This window comes from Petrotoga sp. 9PW.55.5.1 (genome assembly GCF_003265365.1).
Classification (GTDB): domain Bacteria; phylum Thermotogota; class Thermotogae; order Petrotogales; family Petrotogaceae; genus Petrotoga.
Map to the genome: position 1 here is coordinate 1 of NZ_AUPM01000051.1, position 17,688 is coordinate 17,688.

At 31.6% G+C, this 17,688-nt stretch carries 16 protein-coding genes and 1 riboswitch; of the genes, 9 read left to right on the forward strand and 7 right to left on the reverse strand.

What is annotated here, in order from left to right; genetic code table 11:
- Positions 1 to 58 precede the first annotated feature (58 nt).
- Entirely contained in the window at positions 59 to 616 is a 558-nt protein-coding gene (efp, locus tag PW5551_RS07700) for an elongation factor P (protein WP_113075214.1), read from the reverse strand.
- 249 nt (positions 617 to 865) lie between these two features.
- Between efp and PW5551_RS07705 the strand changes: the two genes are divergently transcribed.
- The gene (locus PW5551_RS07705; protein ID WP_113075215.1) at positions 866 to 1,063 is read left to right on the forward strand and encodes a cold shock domain-containing protein; all 198 of its coding nucleotides are present in this window, start codon (positions 866 to 868) and stop codon (positions 1,061 to 1,063) included.
- A gap of 66 nt (positions 1,064 to 1,129) precedes the next feature.
- On the opposite strand, the gene deoC is transcribed toward PW5551_RS07705, so the two are convergent.
- The gene (deoC, locus tag PW5551_RS07710; RefSeq protein WP_113075216.1) at positions 1,130 to 1,870 is read right to left on the reverse strand and encodes a deoxyribose-phosphate aldolase; all 741 of its coding nucleotides are present in this window, start codon (positions 1,868 to 1,870) and stop codon (positions 1,130 to 1,132) included.
- Between the two features lie 86 nt (positions 1,871 to 1,956).
- A riboswitch (TPP riboswitch) is annotated at positions 1,957 to 2,063 on the forward strand.
- Positions 2,064 to 2,156: 93 nt separating this feature from the next.
- Here deoC and PW5551_RS07715 point away from each other — a divergent pair.
- On the forward strand, positions 2,157 to 3,134 hold the full coding sequence (locus PW5551_RS07715) for a thiamine ABC transporter substrate binding subunit (RefSeq protein ID WP_113075217.1): 978 nt from the start codon (positions 2,157 to 2,159) through the stop codon (positions 3,132 to 3,134).
- A 4-nt stretch (positions 3,135 to 3,138) separates the two neighbouring features.
- Complete coding sequence (locus PW5551_RS07720) at positions 3,139 to 4,674, forward strand: iron ABC transporter permease (protein WP_113075218.1); 1,536 nt, start codon at positions 3,139 to 3,141, stop codon at positions 4,672 to 4,674.
- A 3-nt stretch (positions 4,675 to 4,677) separates the two neighbouring features.
- On the opposite strand, the gene PW5551_RS07725 is transcribed toward PW5551_RS07720, so the two are convergent.
- The 3 genes from PW5551_RS07725 to PW5551_RS07735 all read right to left on the reverse strand — a co-directional run bounded on the left by PW5551_RS07725 (position 4,678) and on the right by PW5551_RS07735 (position 6,929).
- Positions 4,678 to 5,385 carry a hypothetical protein gene (locus PW5551_RS07725; protein WP_113075219.1) on the reverse strand — a complete coding sequence of 236 codons (708 nt, stop codon included), beginning with the start codon at positions 5,383 to 5,385 and terminating at the stop codon, positions 4,678 to 4,680.
- 257 nt (positions 5,386 to 5,642) lie between these two features.
- Entirely contained in the window at positions 5,643 to 6,074 is a 432-nt protein-coding gene (locus PW5551_RS07730; protein WP_113075220.1) for an Hsp20/alpha crystallin family protein, read from the reverse strand.
- Between the two features lie 168 nt (positions 6,075 to 6,242).
- Positions 6,243 to 6,929: a CPBP family intramembrane glutamic endopeptidase gene (locus PW5551_RS07735; RefSeq protein ID WP_113075221.1), complete on the reverse strand. Its 687-nt coding sequence runs from the start codon at positions 6,927 to 6,929 to the stop codon at positions 6,243 to 6,245.
- A gap of 229 nt (positions 6,930 to 7,158) precedes the next feature.
- Between PW5551_RS07735 and PW5551_RS07740 the strand changes: the two genes are divergently transcribed.
- From PW5551_RS07740 to PW5551_RS07765, 6 genes are all read left to right on the forward strand, one after another.
- Positions 7,159 to 8,448: an SLC13 family permease gene (locus tag PW5551_RS07740; RefSeq protein WP_113075222.1), complete on the forward strand. Its 1,290-nt coding sequence runs from the start codon at positions 7,159 to 7,161 to the stop codon at positions 8,446 to 8,448.
- A 44-nt stretch (positions 8,449 to 8,492) separates the two neighbouring features.
- Positions 8,493 to 9,782, forward strand: a complete 1,290-nt coding sequence (locus PW5551_RS07745) for an SLC13 family permease (protein WP_113075223.1) — start codon at positions 8,493 to 8,495, stop codon at positions 9,780 to 9,782.
- Between the two features lie 57 nt (positions 9,783 to 9,839).
- Entirely contained in the window at positions 9,840 to 11,000 is a 1,161-nt protein-coding gene (locus tag PW5551_RS07750) for an amidohydrolase (RefSeq protein ID WP_113075224.1), read from the forward strand.
- Positions 11,001 to 11,167: 167 nt separating this feature from the next.
- On the forward strand, positions 11,168 to 12,220 hold the full coding sequence (tdh, locus tag PW5551_RS07755) for an L-threonine 3-dehydrogenase (protein ID WP_113075225.1): 1,053 nt from the start codon (positions 11,168 to 11,170) through the stop codon (positions 12,218 to 12,220).
- A gap of 2 nt (positions 12,221 to 12,222) precedes the next feature.
- On the forward strand, positions 12,223 to 13,404 hold the full coding sequence (locus tag PW5551_RS07760; RefSeq protein ID WP_113075226.1) for a glycine C-acetyltransferase: 1,182 nt from the start codon (positions 12,223 to 12,225) through the stop codon (positions 13,402 to 13,404).
- A gap of 133 nt (positions 13,405 to 13,537) precedes the next feature.
- Positions 13,538 to 14,683 (forward strand): SBBP repeat-containing protein, encoded by a 1,146-nt coding sequence (locus PW5551_RS07765; protein WP_113075227.1) that lies wholly within the window; start codon positions 13,538 to 13,540, stop codon positions 14,681 to 14,683.
- Positions 14,684 to 14,725: 42 nt separating this feature from the next.
- Here PW5551_RS07765 and mnmG read toward each other — a convergent pair whose 3' ends face one another.
- Both mnmG and nagA read right to left on the reverse strand, forming a co-directional pair.
- Positions 14,726 to 16,612, reverse strand: a complete 1,887-nt coding sequence (mnmG, locus tag PW5551_RS07770) for a tRNA uridine-5-carboxymethylaminomethyl(34) synthesis enzyme MnmG (protein ID WP_113075228.1) — start codon at positions 16,610 to 16,612, stop codon at positions 14,726 to 14,728.
- A complete protein-coding gene (gene nagA / locus PW5551_RS07775; protein ID WP_113075229.1) occupies positions 16,587 to 17,684 on the reverse strand; it encodes an N-acetylglucosamine-6-phosphate deacetylase in 1,098 nt (365 codons plus the stop codon). Before nagA ends, mnmG begins: the two co-directional genes overlap by 26 nt.
- Positions 17,685 to 17,688: the final 4 nt, after the last annotated feature.

Below are 17,688 nucleotides of genomic sequence, written 5' to 3' on the forward strand. Positions count from 1 at the left end.
CGAGGAAGGGGAATAGAACCGCTACTTGACATGGGGCAGCTCAATTATCGGGCTTTTATTATGCTCTTTCTAGATATTCACCTGTTCGAGTGTCTACCCTGATTTTCTGACCATTTTCTACAAAAAATGGAACAGTTGTTTTTAAACCTGTTTCTAAAGTTGCAGGTTTTCCTCCGCCAGAAACCGTATTTCCCTTAAAATTTGGTTCTGTTTCAACTACTGTAAGTTCTACAACGATAGGAAGCTGAACTGAAATAGGGGTAGCTTCAAAAAACACTAAATCTACTTCTAAATTCTCTATTAAATAATTTTTTTCATCTTCTAATTCATCAGAAGGCAAAGAATACTGTTCATAAGTATCAAGGGCCATAAAATGGTGATGATCACTATCGTTGTATAAATACTGGGCTTTTCTAAAAGATATATCCGCTTCTTTGACTTTTTCACCACTAGAAAAACTTACCTCTTTTATTAAGCCGGTTCTAACATTTTTTAGTCTTGTTCTTATGAGCCCACTTCCTCTTCCCATAAAATGCTTATTCGCTTCTACTACTCTATACACATCGTTTTGATAAACAATAAAAATTCCTTTTCTTAAATCTCCTACATCAACCATTCAATTTCCTCCTTGAAATGATTCCAATTTCTAACATCTTAATTTATCAATTTATTTTTAATATTACAAGTCTTTTCTTATATTTTTGCTTAAAATTTTGTACCTATATGTTTTTCTTCTAAATTACAACGTATGTTTTAATGTTACATAAAATTAACTTGCATTTTTATGATTTTTGTATTATAATAATTTTGAAACACATTCCGATTGCTGCAATGGGTAGCACGGTAGAATTTTGGAGGTAACATAGTGAAAGGTAGAGTAAAGTGGTTTGATTCAAAGAAAGGTTATGGTTTCATCACGGGAGAAGATGGGAATGACGTATTTGTGCATTTCTCCGCTATTGATATGGACGGCTACAAGAAGTTAGAGGAGGACGATGAAGTAGAATTTGAAGTTGTACAAGGCGATAAAGGTCCTCAAGCTTCAAAGGTTAGACCTTTATAATCTGTAGACCATAATCTAAAACCAAAATAAAGTGAGGAGCGCGAAGGCGCTCCTTTTTTAATTTAATTAGCCAACAATTTTAACACCTGAACTTGTTCCTAACCTATCTGCTCCGACTCCTATCATTTTTAAAGTTGTATCCAAATCTCTGATTCCTCCAGATGCTTTAACTTTTACTTTATCCCCACTTAAAAACTTCATCAAAGCAACATCTTCTAATTTGGCTCCATCTGTTCCAAAACCTGTCGAAGTTTTAACAAAATCAGCTTGGGCTAATTTAGAAATAACAACGGCAGCGACTTTTTCTTCTTGAGTAAGATAACAAGTTTCAATTATTACCTTCAAAAGTTTCCCGTGATTTTTACATAAAGAAGCAATAGAGCCTATTTCATCGTATATATAGTCGAACTCTTGGTCTTTAAGTCTTCCAATATTTAAAACCATATCTAATTCGTCTGCCCCATTCTTAATTGCGTCTTCACTTTCATAAACTTTGCTTTCTATAGTATTTGCACCTAAAGGGAATCCTATTACCGTGGCCACTTTCACATTACTTTTTTTAAGTTTTTCTTTTGATAATGAAACATAAGTTGGATTCACACAAACCGAATAAAAATTATGTTCAATAGCTTCTTCACAAAGTTTAACTATTTCATTTCTGGTTGAAAAGGCCTTTAGTAGGGTATGGTCGATATACTTTGCAACTTGTTGTGGTTGTAAATCAGCTTTTTTTTCTTTAAAAACAAAGTTTTCCTTCACCCTTTTTACTTCCTTGTGGATAATTTCTTTTAATTCAACTAACGTCATTTTCATATCTCCTTTCATAAAATAATTTACATTTACTATTTTATCATTTTTTTATTATGTGATATAATAAATTTAGGCAATTAAATATGCACAGCCGGGGGAGCTATATGGCTGAGAGGATACCTTAATAAGGTATCGACCCCGAGAACCTGATACGGATAATACCGGCGAAGGGAGGCGAAGGTAAATGTGTATTGTAATTTAATCCTGTTCTCACTTGGTTGGTGAAGAACAGGATTTTTTATTTGAAATCTTTAAAATTAAAAAGAAAAAGAGGCGATTTAAGTTGAAGAGAATTTTATTATTGGTAGGTGTTATTGTTGTTGTGTTGTCTTTTGCATTTTCAAAAGAGTTGGTAGTTTACACGTATGAAAGTATGAGTTGGATTGAACAAGGCACAGTTCAAAAGTTTGAAGAGATGTATAATTGTGATGTGAAAGTGATAAAATTAGGAGATGCCGGAAATGTTTTAACTAGACTTGTTTTAGAAAAGAACAATCCTCGGGCAGATGTAGTAATAGGTTTAGATCAAGCATTAGCTTTAAAGGCAAAGGAAGAAGAGTTATTAATCAATTATAAACCAAAGAATATAGAAAATGTTATGGATGAATCCCTGATATTTGATCAAGAGTATTATGTTGTTCCTTATGATTATGGTGCAATAGCTATTATATACGATCCTGAGAAAATTGAAGAAGAGTTGGTATCGTTTAATGATTTAACAAAATACCAAAATTCATTGATTATTCAAGATCCAAGAGCATCAAGTACGGGACAATCTTTTTTACTGTGGACTATTGCAGTTTACCAAGAAAATTGGAAAGAATTTTGGAAAAAGTTGATGCCAGCAATTTTAACAATTAGTCCTAGTTGGGATGATTCTTTTGCAAAGTTTGAAACCGGCCAAGCCGCTATGATGGTAAGTTATGCTACAGATAGTGCTTATTCACAGTATTATTATGGAAGTAGCAAATATGAAGTCTTTATACCAAAAGAAGGCGCTTATGTTCAGATAGAAGGAGCAGGAATTGTTAAAGGTACAAAAAACTTAGATTTAGCGAAACTATTTATTGAATTCATACTTATCGAGGATTTTCAAAAAGAAATACCTTTGAATCAATGGATGTTTCCTGTAATTGAAGTAGAACTTCCACAAGTTTACGAATATGCTGTAATACCTGAAAAAATTCTGACTATACCAGCAGAAGATATTTCAAATAATCTTGAAAAATGGTTAAAAGAATGGGAGGAATCAATATACTAAAATTATGAATTATAAAGTTAAAAAAGGTCTTTTAGTAATCATTTTTTTGAGTTTGTGGGGTATCCCCCTCTCTTTTTTATTTAGAGACTTTTTTACTTTAGAAGGTATAAAAAGTATTATGGATCCGCGAACATTGCGGATCCTCTATTTCACTTCTTACCAAGCATTTATTTCTTCTGTTTTATCGTTGCTAATAACTTTGGTGCCTGCTTATTTTTCATCTAGAAACGAAGGAATAATATCGAAGTTACTTGAGAACACACTTTTCATACCTTTCTTTTTTCCACCTGTTTCTGCAGTAATCGCTTTTTCTTTGCTTTACTCATCGAATGGAATTCTTGCAAAAATGGGGATAAACATAAATATAATGTACACTTTAACGGCGATAATTTTAGCACATATTTTTTACAACTCTCCAATTTTTGTTAGGTATATAACAGAAGGCCTTAGAAGAATCCCAGCTAGTTATATTGAATTAGCAAATATAGAAGGTTCTAGTAAGTTAAAAACGTTTTATAGAATAGAACTACCTTTAATTATGCCTACAATATCAAGAGCATTCTTCTTAGTTTTTACGTATAATTTCACAAGTTTTGCCATAGTTCTTAGTTTGGGAGGGATAAGATATTCAACCCTGGAAGTAGCTATATCTACTACTTTAAGAAGTAGTTTAGACTTTCCAACGGCTTTATCTTACGCTATGTTACAGTTTTTAATTCTTTTAATTTTAAACATAATAATGTCTAAGTTTGAACCTTTTGATTATGAATTAGAGCCTTCTTACTTAAAAAAAACAGGGATTTTAGGAAAGTTAATTTCAATTATTTACTTAATTTTTGAGTATTCTATAGTTTTTGTGGGAGTAGGTGCTTCTTTTTTCAATTTCATAGATGCGAAATTTGATCTATCAGCTTTTTTGAACCTTTTTTCTAAAGAATTAAACAATATTTATCCAGTTGTAAGATCTATATTAAATTCTTTCGGAGTTTCTGCAATTGCAGGGATATTTTCTGTTTTAACTGCATACTATCTGCTAAAAAATTATAGTAAGCTAATAAATATAAGTGTTATGGCAACTTTGGGTATTTCATCGGCCTTTTTAGGAATGGCAATGTTATATTTAAATGTTCTTTTCAATATACCTTTTATTTTATTGCTAATTTTAGGATACTTTTTAGTCACAGTTCCCATTGCCTATTCTTTTTTATATCAACCTGTTCTCAGTTTTGACGAAAGGATTATAGAAGCTGCAAAAATAGATGGGGCTAATAATCTAAAAATTTTGTTTAAAATAGAAATTCCAATATTATTATCCGCTTTTTTGGGGTCATTTCTGCAAATATTCGCCATAATTTATGGAGAATTTACCATAAGCTATACTATGCAAATCAGAGATTATTTCCCCTTAGTAAGTGTTGTTAATTATTCTCTATCTTCGTCTAGATTATATCAAGAAGCGAATGCATTAAGTGGTTTAAACATCATCATCATATTCTTTATATTTTATATAAGCAATATATTCTTAAGGAAGAAAGATTAACCATCAATCTTTTTCTACAATTGCTATTGCAAATTCATTTAGAAAGTATGTTTTCATCATGAAATATTTGTTGTTATCTTCCAAATCGAGAATATCATTAAAAAGCTCTTCGTTTGATAAACCCCACTTATTTCTCAGTATAACAAGCATATTAAATTCTCTTATTTCATCTATTTCAAAAAATTTCGATAACCCAGTCACCTTTAGATAAGAATCAACAGCGTTTTTAATATAATCATATATGTTTTGTTTGATTGGCAAAAACTTGAAAAAATTGTTCCTCATCAAGGTTGCAATTTTCATAGCCCCAACTTTTCGTATAGACAACAATTCAAATACGTTGTTGTAGTTAAAAGTTACATACATTCCGAAAAATTTCCCTGTTAGCTTACCTTTGAAATCTTTTTCTTTAAGCATTTCACTACTAATTGTTAATGCGAAAGGAAATATAGTTAAAGTCTCTAAAAAGTTATCGAAGTTTATTTCTAAATCATCGATATTATAATTTAATTTTTCTTCAACCTCTGTTTTAACTGATTTTTCTGCCTCATTGAATTTGGAGGCAGCTTCCTTCAAATTTTCTATTGCTTCTTCCATTTCTTCTCTATCAGCACCCTTCAAAAATTCAAGATTGAATTTTTGAAGTTCTGGATTTTCTCTCAAAATTTTATCTAAAAGTTCTTTAAATTGTTCATCATCGTAGTCATTCATAAAAATTCCTCCGTTGAAAATCACTTCTTAATTAGGTATTATCTACTATTATTATAACATATTTTACTAAAACCACGAACTCTTTTTTCTGTCTGCTATATTGACTTAGCTCTAATTCCCATTCAAAAAGCGGAATAAAGCTCAACACGCTCTCAAGATAGGAATTAAACGCAAATCCATCATTTAAGCAAAAAAGAATTATAAAAGAGACGCTTTTAGGCGTCTCTAATATTTTTTAGTATTGATTTTTGTTAAATTTATTCTATTGATATTTCTTTTGCTTCACCTTTTGCTGTTTCTACCTTTGGAATATTTATTTTTAGAACGCCGTTTTCATATTTTGCTTTGATTTTATCCTTGTCTATGTATTCTGGTACTCTTATAGATCTTTCGATTCTACCGAAGTATCTTTCTTGTCTATAAATGTTTCCTTTTTTTACCTCTTCTGATTCTTTCTTTTCTGCAGAAATAGTTAGAAGGTCGTTGTTCAATTCTACCTTGATATCTTCTTTACTCAATCCCGGGAGTTCACATTCTACTACGTAGTCATCGTCAGTTTCATAAACATCCATTTCTCCACGTGAGGTGCCGCCAAAAGGTAACCCTCTGAAAAAGTCCTCAATCTCCCTGTTGAAGAAATCAAATGGAGATAGCATATCATCTCTACCTTCTCTTCGTCTTTCTAACATTTCTCATACCCCCTTTTGATTCTTTTTTTTCTTCAATAATATTATATAACGAAAAAATGCAGAAGTCAAGCAAAAAATAATAAATAGTACCAAGGAGATATTACTTATTTATAGGCCATTATGATGAATATAAATATAATAGTATCAAAAGATTTAATTGCTTGTAAATTACAAGTGATAATCATTTAAGTATCTTTTCTTTAAAAAGATCAGATAAGATATTGTAATGCCATCGGATAAACTATGAATTAATACAGGGTATAAAAGGCTCTCTGAAACTTGAAAAGTGTATCCTAAAATTAGTCCCATAATTATCCTTCCTGGAAGAAGACTTAAAAATTGTTCTTTATTTTCTTTGCCTACTAAAAAGTTGTTTACATGGGCGATTACAAAGATTAATGTAGCAATAAGAGTTGCATATTCGATTGTCAGTATAGAACCATTGATTAACATTCTCAAGTTGCCTTGTATGAAACCTCTATAAAAAAATTCTTCTGATGGTCCAACAAGAGTCCAAACATACACCAGTAAAATTTTATTGTTTTTGTAGCTTCCATAAGGAACTTTGAGTAGATCGGAATATTTCATTTTTCTCATGCTGATAAGAGACGATAGTAATATTATTAAAGATATAATAACCATGGTGGTTCCTTTTTTTATATGTCCTATTTGGAATCCAGCCTGATGAAAAGTTATATCCGAAAAATAGATTAAAATAATAGAAAGAATCACACCAACTATCGCCAAAGAAAAATTTGTTAGGTAAAAGCCTACTTTCCTAAATATTTTTTTCCCAAATAGGTATATTATCAGGTAATAAAGAAGAATTAAGACAATAAATTTAAAACTAGACATGTAATCACCTTCTAAAATATTTGCGATTTTTTTGAAATGTGGTAATTTGTAAAATTATACACCGATATAAGAAAGATGGAAATGGGATGATAATATTTTGTGGAATTTTCTAAAAATATTCTATATTTCCTAAATAATTTGACTTTCTAATTTTTATGAACTATAATTATTTTGAGACAAAAATAGGGATTTTTTAATTAGTTTTAGAATAATATCTCGGGGGAATTAGATGTCAATTTATTCTATAACTTCCTTAATCGTTTTTATAATGGTAGTAGCGGGTATCGTTTCTCAAAAAATTGATAGAGCTCTTATTGCTATGCTTGGAGCAATTTTTTTATTAGCAAGTGGAGTTTTTCCAGATCAAGTTACAGCTATTAAAGAGTATATAGATTATAATACTTTGTTATTGTTACTTGGAATGATGATTTTTGTTGAAACGTTGAGAAAAACTGGTATATTTACTTTTTTGGGTCTTGCTACTTTAAAGGTTTTTGGTAATAATACTTATACTTTGTTTATATCTTTGACTGTTATGGTAGCGTTGTTTTCAGGATTTATAGATAACGTAACAACTGTGTTGGTGTTTATTCCTATAACGTTAGCCATAACTGACTCTTTAAAGATAAACTATTTTCCTTTTGTAATGGGAGAAATATTTGCTTCAAATATTGGCGGGATGGCTACTATAATTGGAGATCCTCCAAATATTATGATTGCTTCTGCTGCCGGATTTACTTTTTCAGAGTTTGCGGTTGTTATGTACCCTATTACATTAATCAATTTTCTTTTTTTTGAGTTGTTATTTATTTACTTTTTTAGAAAAGATTTATCTGTAAAATTAGATAAGAATGCAGTAAAAAGTATTGATCTATCTCATATTGTTGAAAACAAAAGAGAATTTATTTATTCTATTTTACTTTTCGCAGGGGTTATTATAACTTTTGCGTTACAACACAAACTGCATCTAGAAAGTTCAACAGTAGCACTAGCAGCGGGATTTTTATCTTTGTTCCTTCTTAGACCTAAAGAATTGAAAGAAACACTAGCCAAAGTTGAATGGGAAAATATATTGTTTTTCTTTGCATTATTTCTTATTGCTGGTGCGTTGGAAGAAACCGGTATAATAGATATTTTTTCTAACTTACTGGTAAGTTTTTCAGGACATTCGTTATTTGTTTTTAGCTTTCTTATGTTGGTAATTTCTACTTTTTTCGCAGGCTTTTTAAATAATGTTCCTTTAACTGCTGCAATGATACCCGTTATTAATAAACTGCCGCTTCTTAATCCTGCAGTTTTTGCAAATTTAGACCCAGTATGGTATTCTCTTTCCTTGGGTGCGTGTTTAGGAGGAAACGCTACACCTATTGCCGCTTCAGCAAATGTTATAGCATTGGGATTACTATCTCAGTATAAAGGAAAAACAATTTCTTTTAAGGATTTTTCAAAATATGGTTTTATAATTCTATTGGGGAATATTATTATAACTTTAATTTATCTTAAAATTAGCTTCTTTTAGTTTTTTTAATTCAAGAATAAGTTTTTAGGGGGACAAGATATTCTATGTCTCAAGCAGGATTAACAACTCTTATAGTGTTTGCTGTTGTTTTGTTTTTTATTATCAATCATAAAGTGAATAGAACGATTGTAGCTATGTTAGGAGCTTCAGCTTTGATTGTTTTCAGGGTTTTTCCAAATGAAATCGAAGCGGTTAGAAAATATATTGATTTCAATACCCTACTTTTATTATTAGGAATGATGCTCTTTGTAGCTGTTATACGCAAAACGGGATTGTTTTCTTACGTAGGAATAAAGACGTTAAAGGCTTTTGGTTTAAATGGTTATACCTTGTTTGTTTCTCTAACTTTTTTGGTAGCTATTATTTCTGGATTTATAGATAACGTTACCACCATTCTTGTTTTTATACCAATTACCTTTGCAATAACTGATTCATTGAAAATAAATTATTTCCCCTTTGTAATGGGAGAAATATTTGCTTCAAATATTGGCGGAATGGCGACTATAATAGGAGATCCTCCGAATATCATGATTGCTTCTGCTGCTGGATTTACGTTTTCAGAGTTTGCAATGGTTATGTACCCTATTGCTTTACTTAACTTATTTATCATGGATTTGATCTTTATTGTTATTTTTAAAAAAGACCTTAAAATAAAGTTTGATAAAGAAACAGTAAATAGCTTTGATACATCTCATTTAATAGAAAACAAGAACAGATTTTCAATTTCCACTATTCTTTTTATAGGAGTAATAGTTGCTTTTTCTTTACAACATTCTTTAGGCTTAGAAAGTTCTACTATCGCAATAACTGCTGGTTTTTTATCTTTACTTATTTTAGCTCCATCACAAGTAAGAGAAACGTTAACCGAGATTGAATGGGAAAGCCTTTTGTTCTTTTTTGGTCTGTTTCTAATTACAGGAGCTATGGAAGAAACAGGTTTAATATCCTCATTATCCGATATAATGATTAATATAGCTGGACATTCATCCATGGCTTTTTCTGCTTTTATTTTACCTGTGTCGGCTCTAATATCAGGTTTTATAGATAATATACCTTTTACAGCAACGATGATTCCTGTTGTTCAAAATCTTCAAGTAATTCAACCAATAGTTTTTAGCAACTTGCAGCCCGTTTGGTATGCTCTTGCAATGGGAGCGTGTTTAGGTGGGAATGCAACATCTATAGGTGCTTCTGCAAATATAATTGGGCTTGCTATGCTTACTCAATTTAAAAATAAAACAATTTCTTTTAAGGATTTTGCTAAATATGGTTTGTTAATAGTTTTAGTAAATGTGATTATCTCCGAAATTTATTTATTATTGTTTTTTTTCTAAAAAATTTATAAGAAGATTTTTTAGAAACAACTAAAAACTTAAAGGAGGAATAAACTTATGGGAAGTATCTTGTTACAAGAAGGTCTTATTTATCCAATTTCTAATGAACCTTTTGAAGGAGATATACTTATAGAAAATGGAAAAATCTCACAAATTGGCAAAAATCTTGATCTTAAGGCAGATAAAGCAATCAATGTAAAAAACAAATACATTTTCCCCGGTTTTATCGATGCGCATTCTCACATAGGTCTTTTTGAAGAAGGTGTTGGAGGTTCATATCAAGATGGAAACGAGGCAACTGATCCAACTACACCCCAAGTTAGGGCGATAGACGCTTTTTATCCTGAAGATGCGGCTATTAGAAGGGCTTTAGCAGGTGGTGTAACTACCGTAATGGTAGTCCCCGGAAGTGCTAATCCTATTGGTGGTCAAGGAGCAATATTAAAATTAAATTCACAAATAACTGATGAATCAATATTAAGAGAACCATCAGGGCTTAAGATGGCATTGGGAGAAAATCCTAAAAGAGTTTATGGCTCATCAAATAAGACTCCTTCTACCAGACTTGGGAACGCAGCAGTAATTAGAGAGTATTTTACTAAAGTAATAAATTATAGGCGAAAAAAGGAAACAGCTCAAAAAGAAGGGAAACCATTTAATGATATAGATTTGAAGTTAGAGATTGGAGAAAAAGTTTTAAAAAGAGAAATTCCTGCTAGAATTCATGCTCATCGAAAAGATGATATTTTAACAGCAATTAGGTTATCAGAAGAATTTGGATTTGATCTTGTTATAGAACATGCAACCGAGGCTTATAAAATAGCTGATTTCATAAAAGAAAAAAATATTCCCCTTATTTTAGGGCCTATATTTGGATTTAGAACCAAATTAGAAACAAGAGATATGAGCTATGAATCTATAAAAATAATTAATGAAAAAGGAATTTTAGCTTCCTTGATGTGTGATCATCCCGTTATTCATTTAGAACATGCTTCTATTCAAGCAGCAACGGCATTAAGATATGGTGCAAAAGAAGAAGATCTGTTAAAAATGCTGACAATTAACCCTGCTAAAATACTGGGATTAGAAGATCGTTTAGGAACAATAGAAGTAAATAAAGATGCTGATTTGGTAGTTTGGAGTGGCCATCCTTTTGATCCAAGAAGTTACGTTGAAAAAACTTTAATCAATGGAAAAGTTGTTTACGAAGCGGAGTAATTTTTTTTATTTTGTTTATAATAACTCATAATTTCCAATAAACGCCTTTTATTTACTCTAATCGTCTCTCCCACATATTGAAAAAAATTTCATAATGAGTTAAACTATTAGTACAGAAACCATTAAAGAATATTAAACCGCCATATTGTTTAGGGAGAGTGATTTTAGTGAAAGCTATTGTAAAAGATAAACCAGGAAAAGGTTTCTCACTTCTAGAAGTAGAAGAACCTGTTTTAAAAGAACCTCACGATGTTAAGATAAAAATATTAAAGGTTTCCATCTGCGGAACTGACGTTCATATATACGAATGGAACGATTGGGCAAAAGAGAGAATTAAAAAGCTTCCTCAAATAGATGGACACGAGTTTGTTGGAAGAGTGGTCGAAGTCGGAAGCGAAGTTAAAAATGTAAAAATCGGAGATTTAGTTGTTGCTGATAGCCATATCCCATGCGGATATTGTTATCAGTGTAGAACCGGAAACATGCATGTCTGTGAAAATTTGAAAATTCTAGGTGTGGATAGAGACGGGGTATTTTCAGAGTTCACTGTTCTTCCTGATAGAGTGCTTATAAAAATCGATGAAAGTATTTCATTAAAATATGCCTCTGTTATGGAACCTCTAGGAAACGCTATCTTTACTACTACAGCTGCAGATTTAAGAGGTAAAGTTGTTTTAATATCTGGAGCAGGTCCCATAGGAGCTATGGCTATAGAGATTTCTAAATTGTCTGGAGCTGCATACATTATTGTAAGCGAAATATCTGATTTTAGAATAAATATGGCAAAATCACTGGGATCTGATGTCGTTATTAACCCTAAAGAAAAATCGTTGATAGATGAAGTAATGAGATTAACAAACGGCAGTGGGATAGATGTGTTTCTTGAAATGTCTGGTAATGAAAAAGCTTTGAACGATGGGATACAATCTTTGAAAAGTACGGGGGTAGCTTCTATATTAGGGGTTTATCCAGAAAATAAAATAGATTTTGTAATGAACACCGCTGTATTTAAAAATTTAAATATTCACACTATAACGGGTAGAAAAATGTTTGAAACTTGGTATATAGCGGCGAATTGGTTGAAATATAAAAAATTAGATTTAAGTAAAGTTGTTACTCATGAATTTAATTTTGAAGATTATGAAAAAGGGTTTGAATTAATGATTAGTGGAAAAAGTGGAAAAATAGTTTTAAATGTAACAAATGATGAGGAGGGTTGATTATGAATTTTTATGATCAATTGAAAGAAGAGTTAAAAAATCTTGATGATTCTGGATTACTAATAACTATAAGAACACTTGAAACTCCACAAGGAGCATGGATCAATGTTGATGGTAAAAAGGTTTTAAATATGTGTTCCAATAATTATTTAGGTTTGGCTAACGATAAAAGATTAAAAGAAGCGGCTATTAAGGCGATTAAAGATTGGGGAGTAGGTCCAGGCGCTGTTAGAACTATAGCAGGAACAATGAAGATTCACGAAGAACTCGAAAAAAAATTGGCGGAATTTAAAAAAGTTGAATCAACTTTAGTAGTTCAGTCTGGCTTCAATGCCAATCAGGCCGTTATTCCTACTATTGCTAAAGAAGAGGATGGAATATTATCCGATGAATTAAATCATGCGAGTATAATAGATGGAATAAGATTATCTAAAGCTAAAAGATACATATGGAAGCATAAAGATTTGAATTCATTGGAAGAAAAACTCAAAGAAGCCCAAAAGGATAATTGTAGAAGAAAATTAATAATAACTGATGGTGTTTTCAGTATGGATGGAGATATTGCACCCTTACCTGGAATTGTAGAGTTAGCAAAAAAATATGAAGCATTAGTGATGATCGATGATGCCCATGGAGAGGGAGTACTGGGAGAAGGTGGAAGAGGCATTGCAGATCATTTTAATTTAACTGACGAAGTTGATATAGAAATTGGAACATTATCGAAAGCATTTGGAGTGGTTGGAGGGTTTATTGCAGGCAAAAAAGTATTGATAGATTATTTAAGGCAACAAGCAAGACCTTTCTTATTTTCAAGTTCATTATCTCCTGCTGAAACAGCAGCAGCTTTGGAGGCAACTAAAACTCTTTCCGAGTCGGATAACTTAGTTAAAAAACTGTGGGAGAATGCAAGATATTTTCAAAGTAAAATTAAAGAAATGGGGTACGACATTGGAGGTACTCAAACTCCAATTACACCCGTAATGATTTATGACGAAAAGAAAACTAAAGAGTTTAGTACCAAATTATATGAAGAAGGAATATTCGCATCTGCCATAGTTTATCCCACAGTTCCAAAAGGGAAGGCAAGAATAAGGGTTATGATAAGCGCCTCTCATAGTAAAGAAGATTTGGACTTTGCGGTGGATAAATTTGAAAAGATAGGGAAAGAGTTTGGAATATTGTAAAGTGAAAGAAATATTATTTTTTATATTTGTTTTTCTTTTTTTATGATATAATATAAAAAATGGAAATTATATTTGATTTCCACACTATTTAGAATTTAAATATAAGAAAATAAATCAGATAGGAGGGATTGTGGTGAAGATAAAAATATTGGTAGTGTTGGTACTAACTGTTTCTTTAATTTCTATGGCTTCTTTAACTCTTGATTGGGGAAGAGTTTATTCCCTTCCTGGAATTCAAGAAATTTTTGATGTAAAAGCTACTGAAGATGGAGTTTATCTCTTTGGCTACACAAATCAAAAGGGTTTTAATGAAGATGTACTCGTGCTGAAATTTGACAAAGAAGGGAATATGAAGTATGAAAATAAGTTAGGTGGCAGTTACAACGACTGGGCTAATCAAGGGTTAATAACCTCAGATGGAGATTTCCTGTTTGTAGGTACATCCGGATCTTATGGTAGTGATTACGATATCTATATTTCAAAGATCGGAAATAATAAGTTCTCTACCAATGTAGATAAATTAGGTAGCGACAAGGGTACTTCTGTTGTTGAATTGGATGACGGTTATGTCGTTGTTGGTTATGGTTCTGACCCTGAAACCTTAAACGCAAGAGGTAGAATGATTAAGTTAGATAAACAAGGACAAGTAGTTTTTGAAAAATGGTTACCTTACTTTGTGCCAGGTTCAGATACAAAACCATTAAGTATAGAAAAAACTTCCGACGGAAATTTAATAATTGCGGGAACTGTTGTAGAATATTTTGAAAACAGAACAAAATTTTATTTAACAAAGGTTACACCAAATGGTGAAGAAATCTGGACAAAAGTGTTTGCTCCAAGGGATTACGCTAGAGGCTTTGATGTGAAAGAAGTACCAGGAGGTTACGTTGCTGTTGGTTATGAAGGATCTTGGGCCACTGGTTGGTCTGATATATACGTTGTAAAGGTTAATCCCGACGGAAATATTTTATGGGAAGCTTTTTATGGGGATGTTGAAAGTGATCATGGTTATTCAGTTGCAGTTGGTCCAAATGGTAAAATCTATGTAGCAGGCTACATTACAACTCTTAGCGGCGATAAAGATGTTGCTATTCTTGAATATGATAACAATGGGAAATTACTAAGTTCCAAAACTTTAGGTGGACACGGTGATGATGTAGCATATTCCATTGATATAGATTCTGAAGGTAATTTGTATGTTGCCGGTTATTCACAATCTGCTGATTTAGGAGCAGATTCACAAAAAGATGTTTTTGTATTAAAATACACTGTAAGATAATGATTATTATAAAAAAACTGCCCTCTGTTTATGGGGCAGTTTTTATTTGGTTTTATCCTTTTGCCTTAAATATATTTTCAAATTAATAACATCGGAAGGATTTATTCCTGGAATTCTATTTAATTGTGCAAAAGACTGCGGACGAATTTTTTTTAATTTTTCTTTCGCTTCAAAAGCAATATTATGAACCTCATCGTAGTTGATATCTTTAGGTATCTTTTCTTTCTCAAGATTTTTCATTCGCCAAATCTCTTCATTCATTCTTTTAAAATATCCATTGTATTTAAAAAGAATGTCTACTTGTTCTATAACTTCTTTGTTGTTGATTTTCTTGGTGTCTAAATGTGCAATATCATAATAAGATATCTCGTTTCTTTTTAATATCTCCCCTATAGAGATTGATTGATTAACTTTTGAAGAACCTTTAGATACCAATAGTTCATTTACTTGAGATGGAGATAGTTTTATTTTTTCTAACCTTTCTATCTCTTGATTAATCTCTTCTTCCAATCTCAAAACTTTTTCATATTGTTCCCTGCTTATCAACCCGTATTTGTATCCATATTTATATAGTCTAAAATGTGCGTTGTCATGTCTTAACAATAATCTATATTCAGCTCTTGAAGTTAAAAGTCTATAAGGTTCGTCTACTCCTTTGGTTATTATATCATCTATAAGAACACCTAAATAAGCTTCTGACCTATCAAGAACGAAAGGGTCTTCCTTCATAATTTTTAATGCCGCATTTATACCTGCCATAAGTCCTTGACCAGCAGCTTCTTCATAACCACTTGTACCATTGATTTGACCTGCTAAAAATAACCCTTCAATATTTTTAGTTTCAAGGGTATGTTTTAATTGATTAGGAATGATAAAATCATATTCTACAGCGTATGCTGGTCGTTCAATAATGGAATTCTCTAAACCAGGTATAGTTCTTAACATTTCTATTTGTGCTTCAAAGGGTAGACTTGTACTTAATCCGTTTAAATAAAATTCTTTTGATCTTTTTGACTCTGGTTCTAGAAAGAATTGATGAGACTCTTTGTTGAATTTTAATACCTTATCTTCTATTGAAGGACAATAACGTGGACCTTTTCCTGAAATTAACTTAACTTCACCATACAATGGGGAATATTTAATATATTTCTTGATTACATCATGTGTATCTTTGTTGGTTCTTCCAAGAAAGCAAGGATAATCTTTTGATAAGATTTTTGGTTCATTCCAATATGAAAAACTTAAAGGTTCGTCTGATGTTTCTTGAATCTCGAATTTTGAAAAATCAATAGAATCTTTTCTAATTCTTGCGGGAGTGCCGGTCTTAAAACGCTGAACTTCTAATCCTAAATCCATCAAAGATTTTGTCAGAGAATTTGCTGGAAGTTCTCCCATTCTTCCTGCTTCAAAGACATTTCTACCAATAAATATCTTACCTCTTAAAAAAGTTCCTGTAGTAAGTACCACAGCATTTGCAAAATACTTCATGCCTAATTCAGTTTCTAAACCTACGACCTTATTATTCTCTACTAATATTTTTTTAGCAACTCCATATCTTAATGTTATGTTTTGTGAAGTTTCTAAGATTTCTTTCATTTTGTTTGAATATTCGTATTTATCAATTTGGGCCCTTAAGGCCCTGACAGCTATTCCTTTGCTTGTATTAAGCATACGAATATTTATCATGCTTTCATCTGCGACTTTTGCTTGAATACCTCCTAAAGCATCTATTTCACGGGTAACCACACCTTTTGCAGGCCCACCAATAGCGGGGTTACATGGAGCCCATCCAACTGTATCTAAATTTATATTCAAAATTAAAGTATTCATACCCATTTTAGAAGCAGCTATTGCTGCCTCAATACCAGCGTGTCCTGCTCCGACAACAATAATATCATAAGTATTATCTAGATGTTGCAAAAATTTCATCCCCTTGAAAAATTGTTTCTTTTACGTTTAATTCTCTATCGAGCATAACTAGATTGGCAATATAACCTACTTCTATTCTACCTTTATCAAATATTTTTAAGTCCATTAAGGCGTTGTATGAAGAAACTTTCGATAATTCTTGTAGGGAACAATTTGTGAAACTTTTGAAGTTTTTTACTGCTTCATTAAAGAGCAAAGTACTTCCTGCTATAGTTCCGTTTTCTAATCTGGCTTCTTGATTTTTGACAATTACCGGCAACCCACCTAGTTCGTACTTTCCATCTTCTAATCCAGCAGCTACCATGGAATCAGTTACTAATATTATTCTATCTGGTCCTTTTAGATTGTAAACTAGTTTAACAAATTCTGGCGATAGATGTATACCATCACAAATCATCTCAATAATAAAATCAAAATATAACCCTGATCCTGTTCCTCCTATTTCCCTATGATGTAGGGGAGTTAGAGCGTTGGGGAAATGAGTTATTCGCTTTACACCAAATTTAAATGCCTTTTCAAAAAGTTTATAATCCCCTGAAGTATGACCTAAAGAAATAGAGAGATTATTTTCTTTTAGATAGTTTATAACCTCAAAAAAATTATCTATTTCAGGTGCAACGGTTATAAGTTTAACTTTATCGTTGATTATTTCTTTCAATTCTTCTAAGGTTGGATTTCTTATATAATCTGGATTTTGAGCTCCTTTTTTCTCTTTGTTGATAAAAGGTCCTTCCAAATGAACTCCTTCAATTGAAGTACTAACGTTTTCTATATTTTTTAAAACACTCAAAATTTGTTGTTTGGATGCTGATACCGTTGTAGGGAAAAAAGAAGTTACTCCCTGAGAAAAATTGTTATTAGCCCAGTGTTCAAAATCTTCTTTCGAAGCATACATGGTATCTATCCCTTTTTGAGCGTGAGTATGCGTATCTACAAAACCTGGCATCACTATACTGTTGTAATCTTTATAATTTTTTGGTATAACCTTTGTTATTTTTTCTCCTTCAATTTCTATATCGCCAGTGAATTCTCCTTTTATAGGATCAACTATTAAAAGTTTCTCTAATTTCATATTT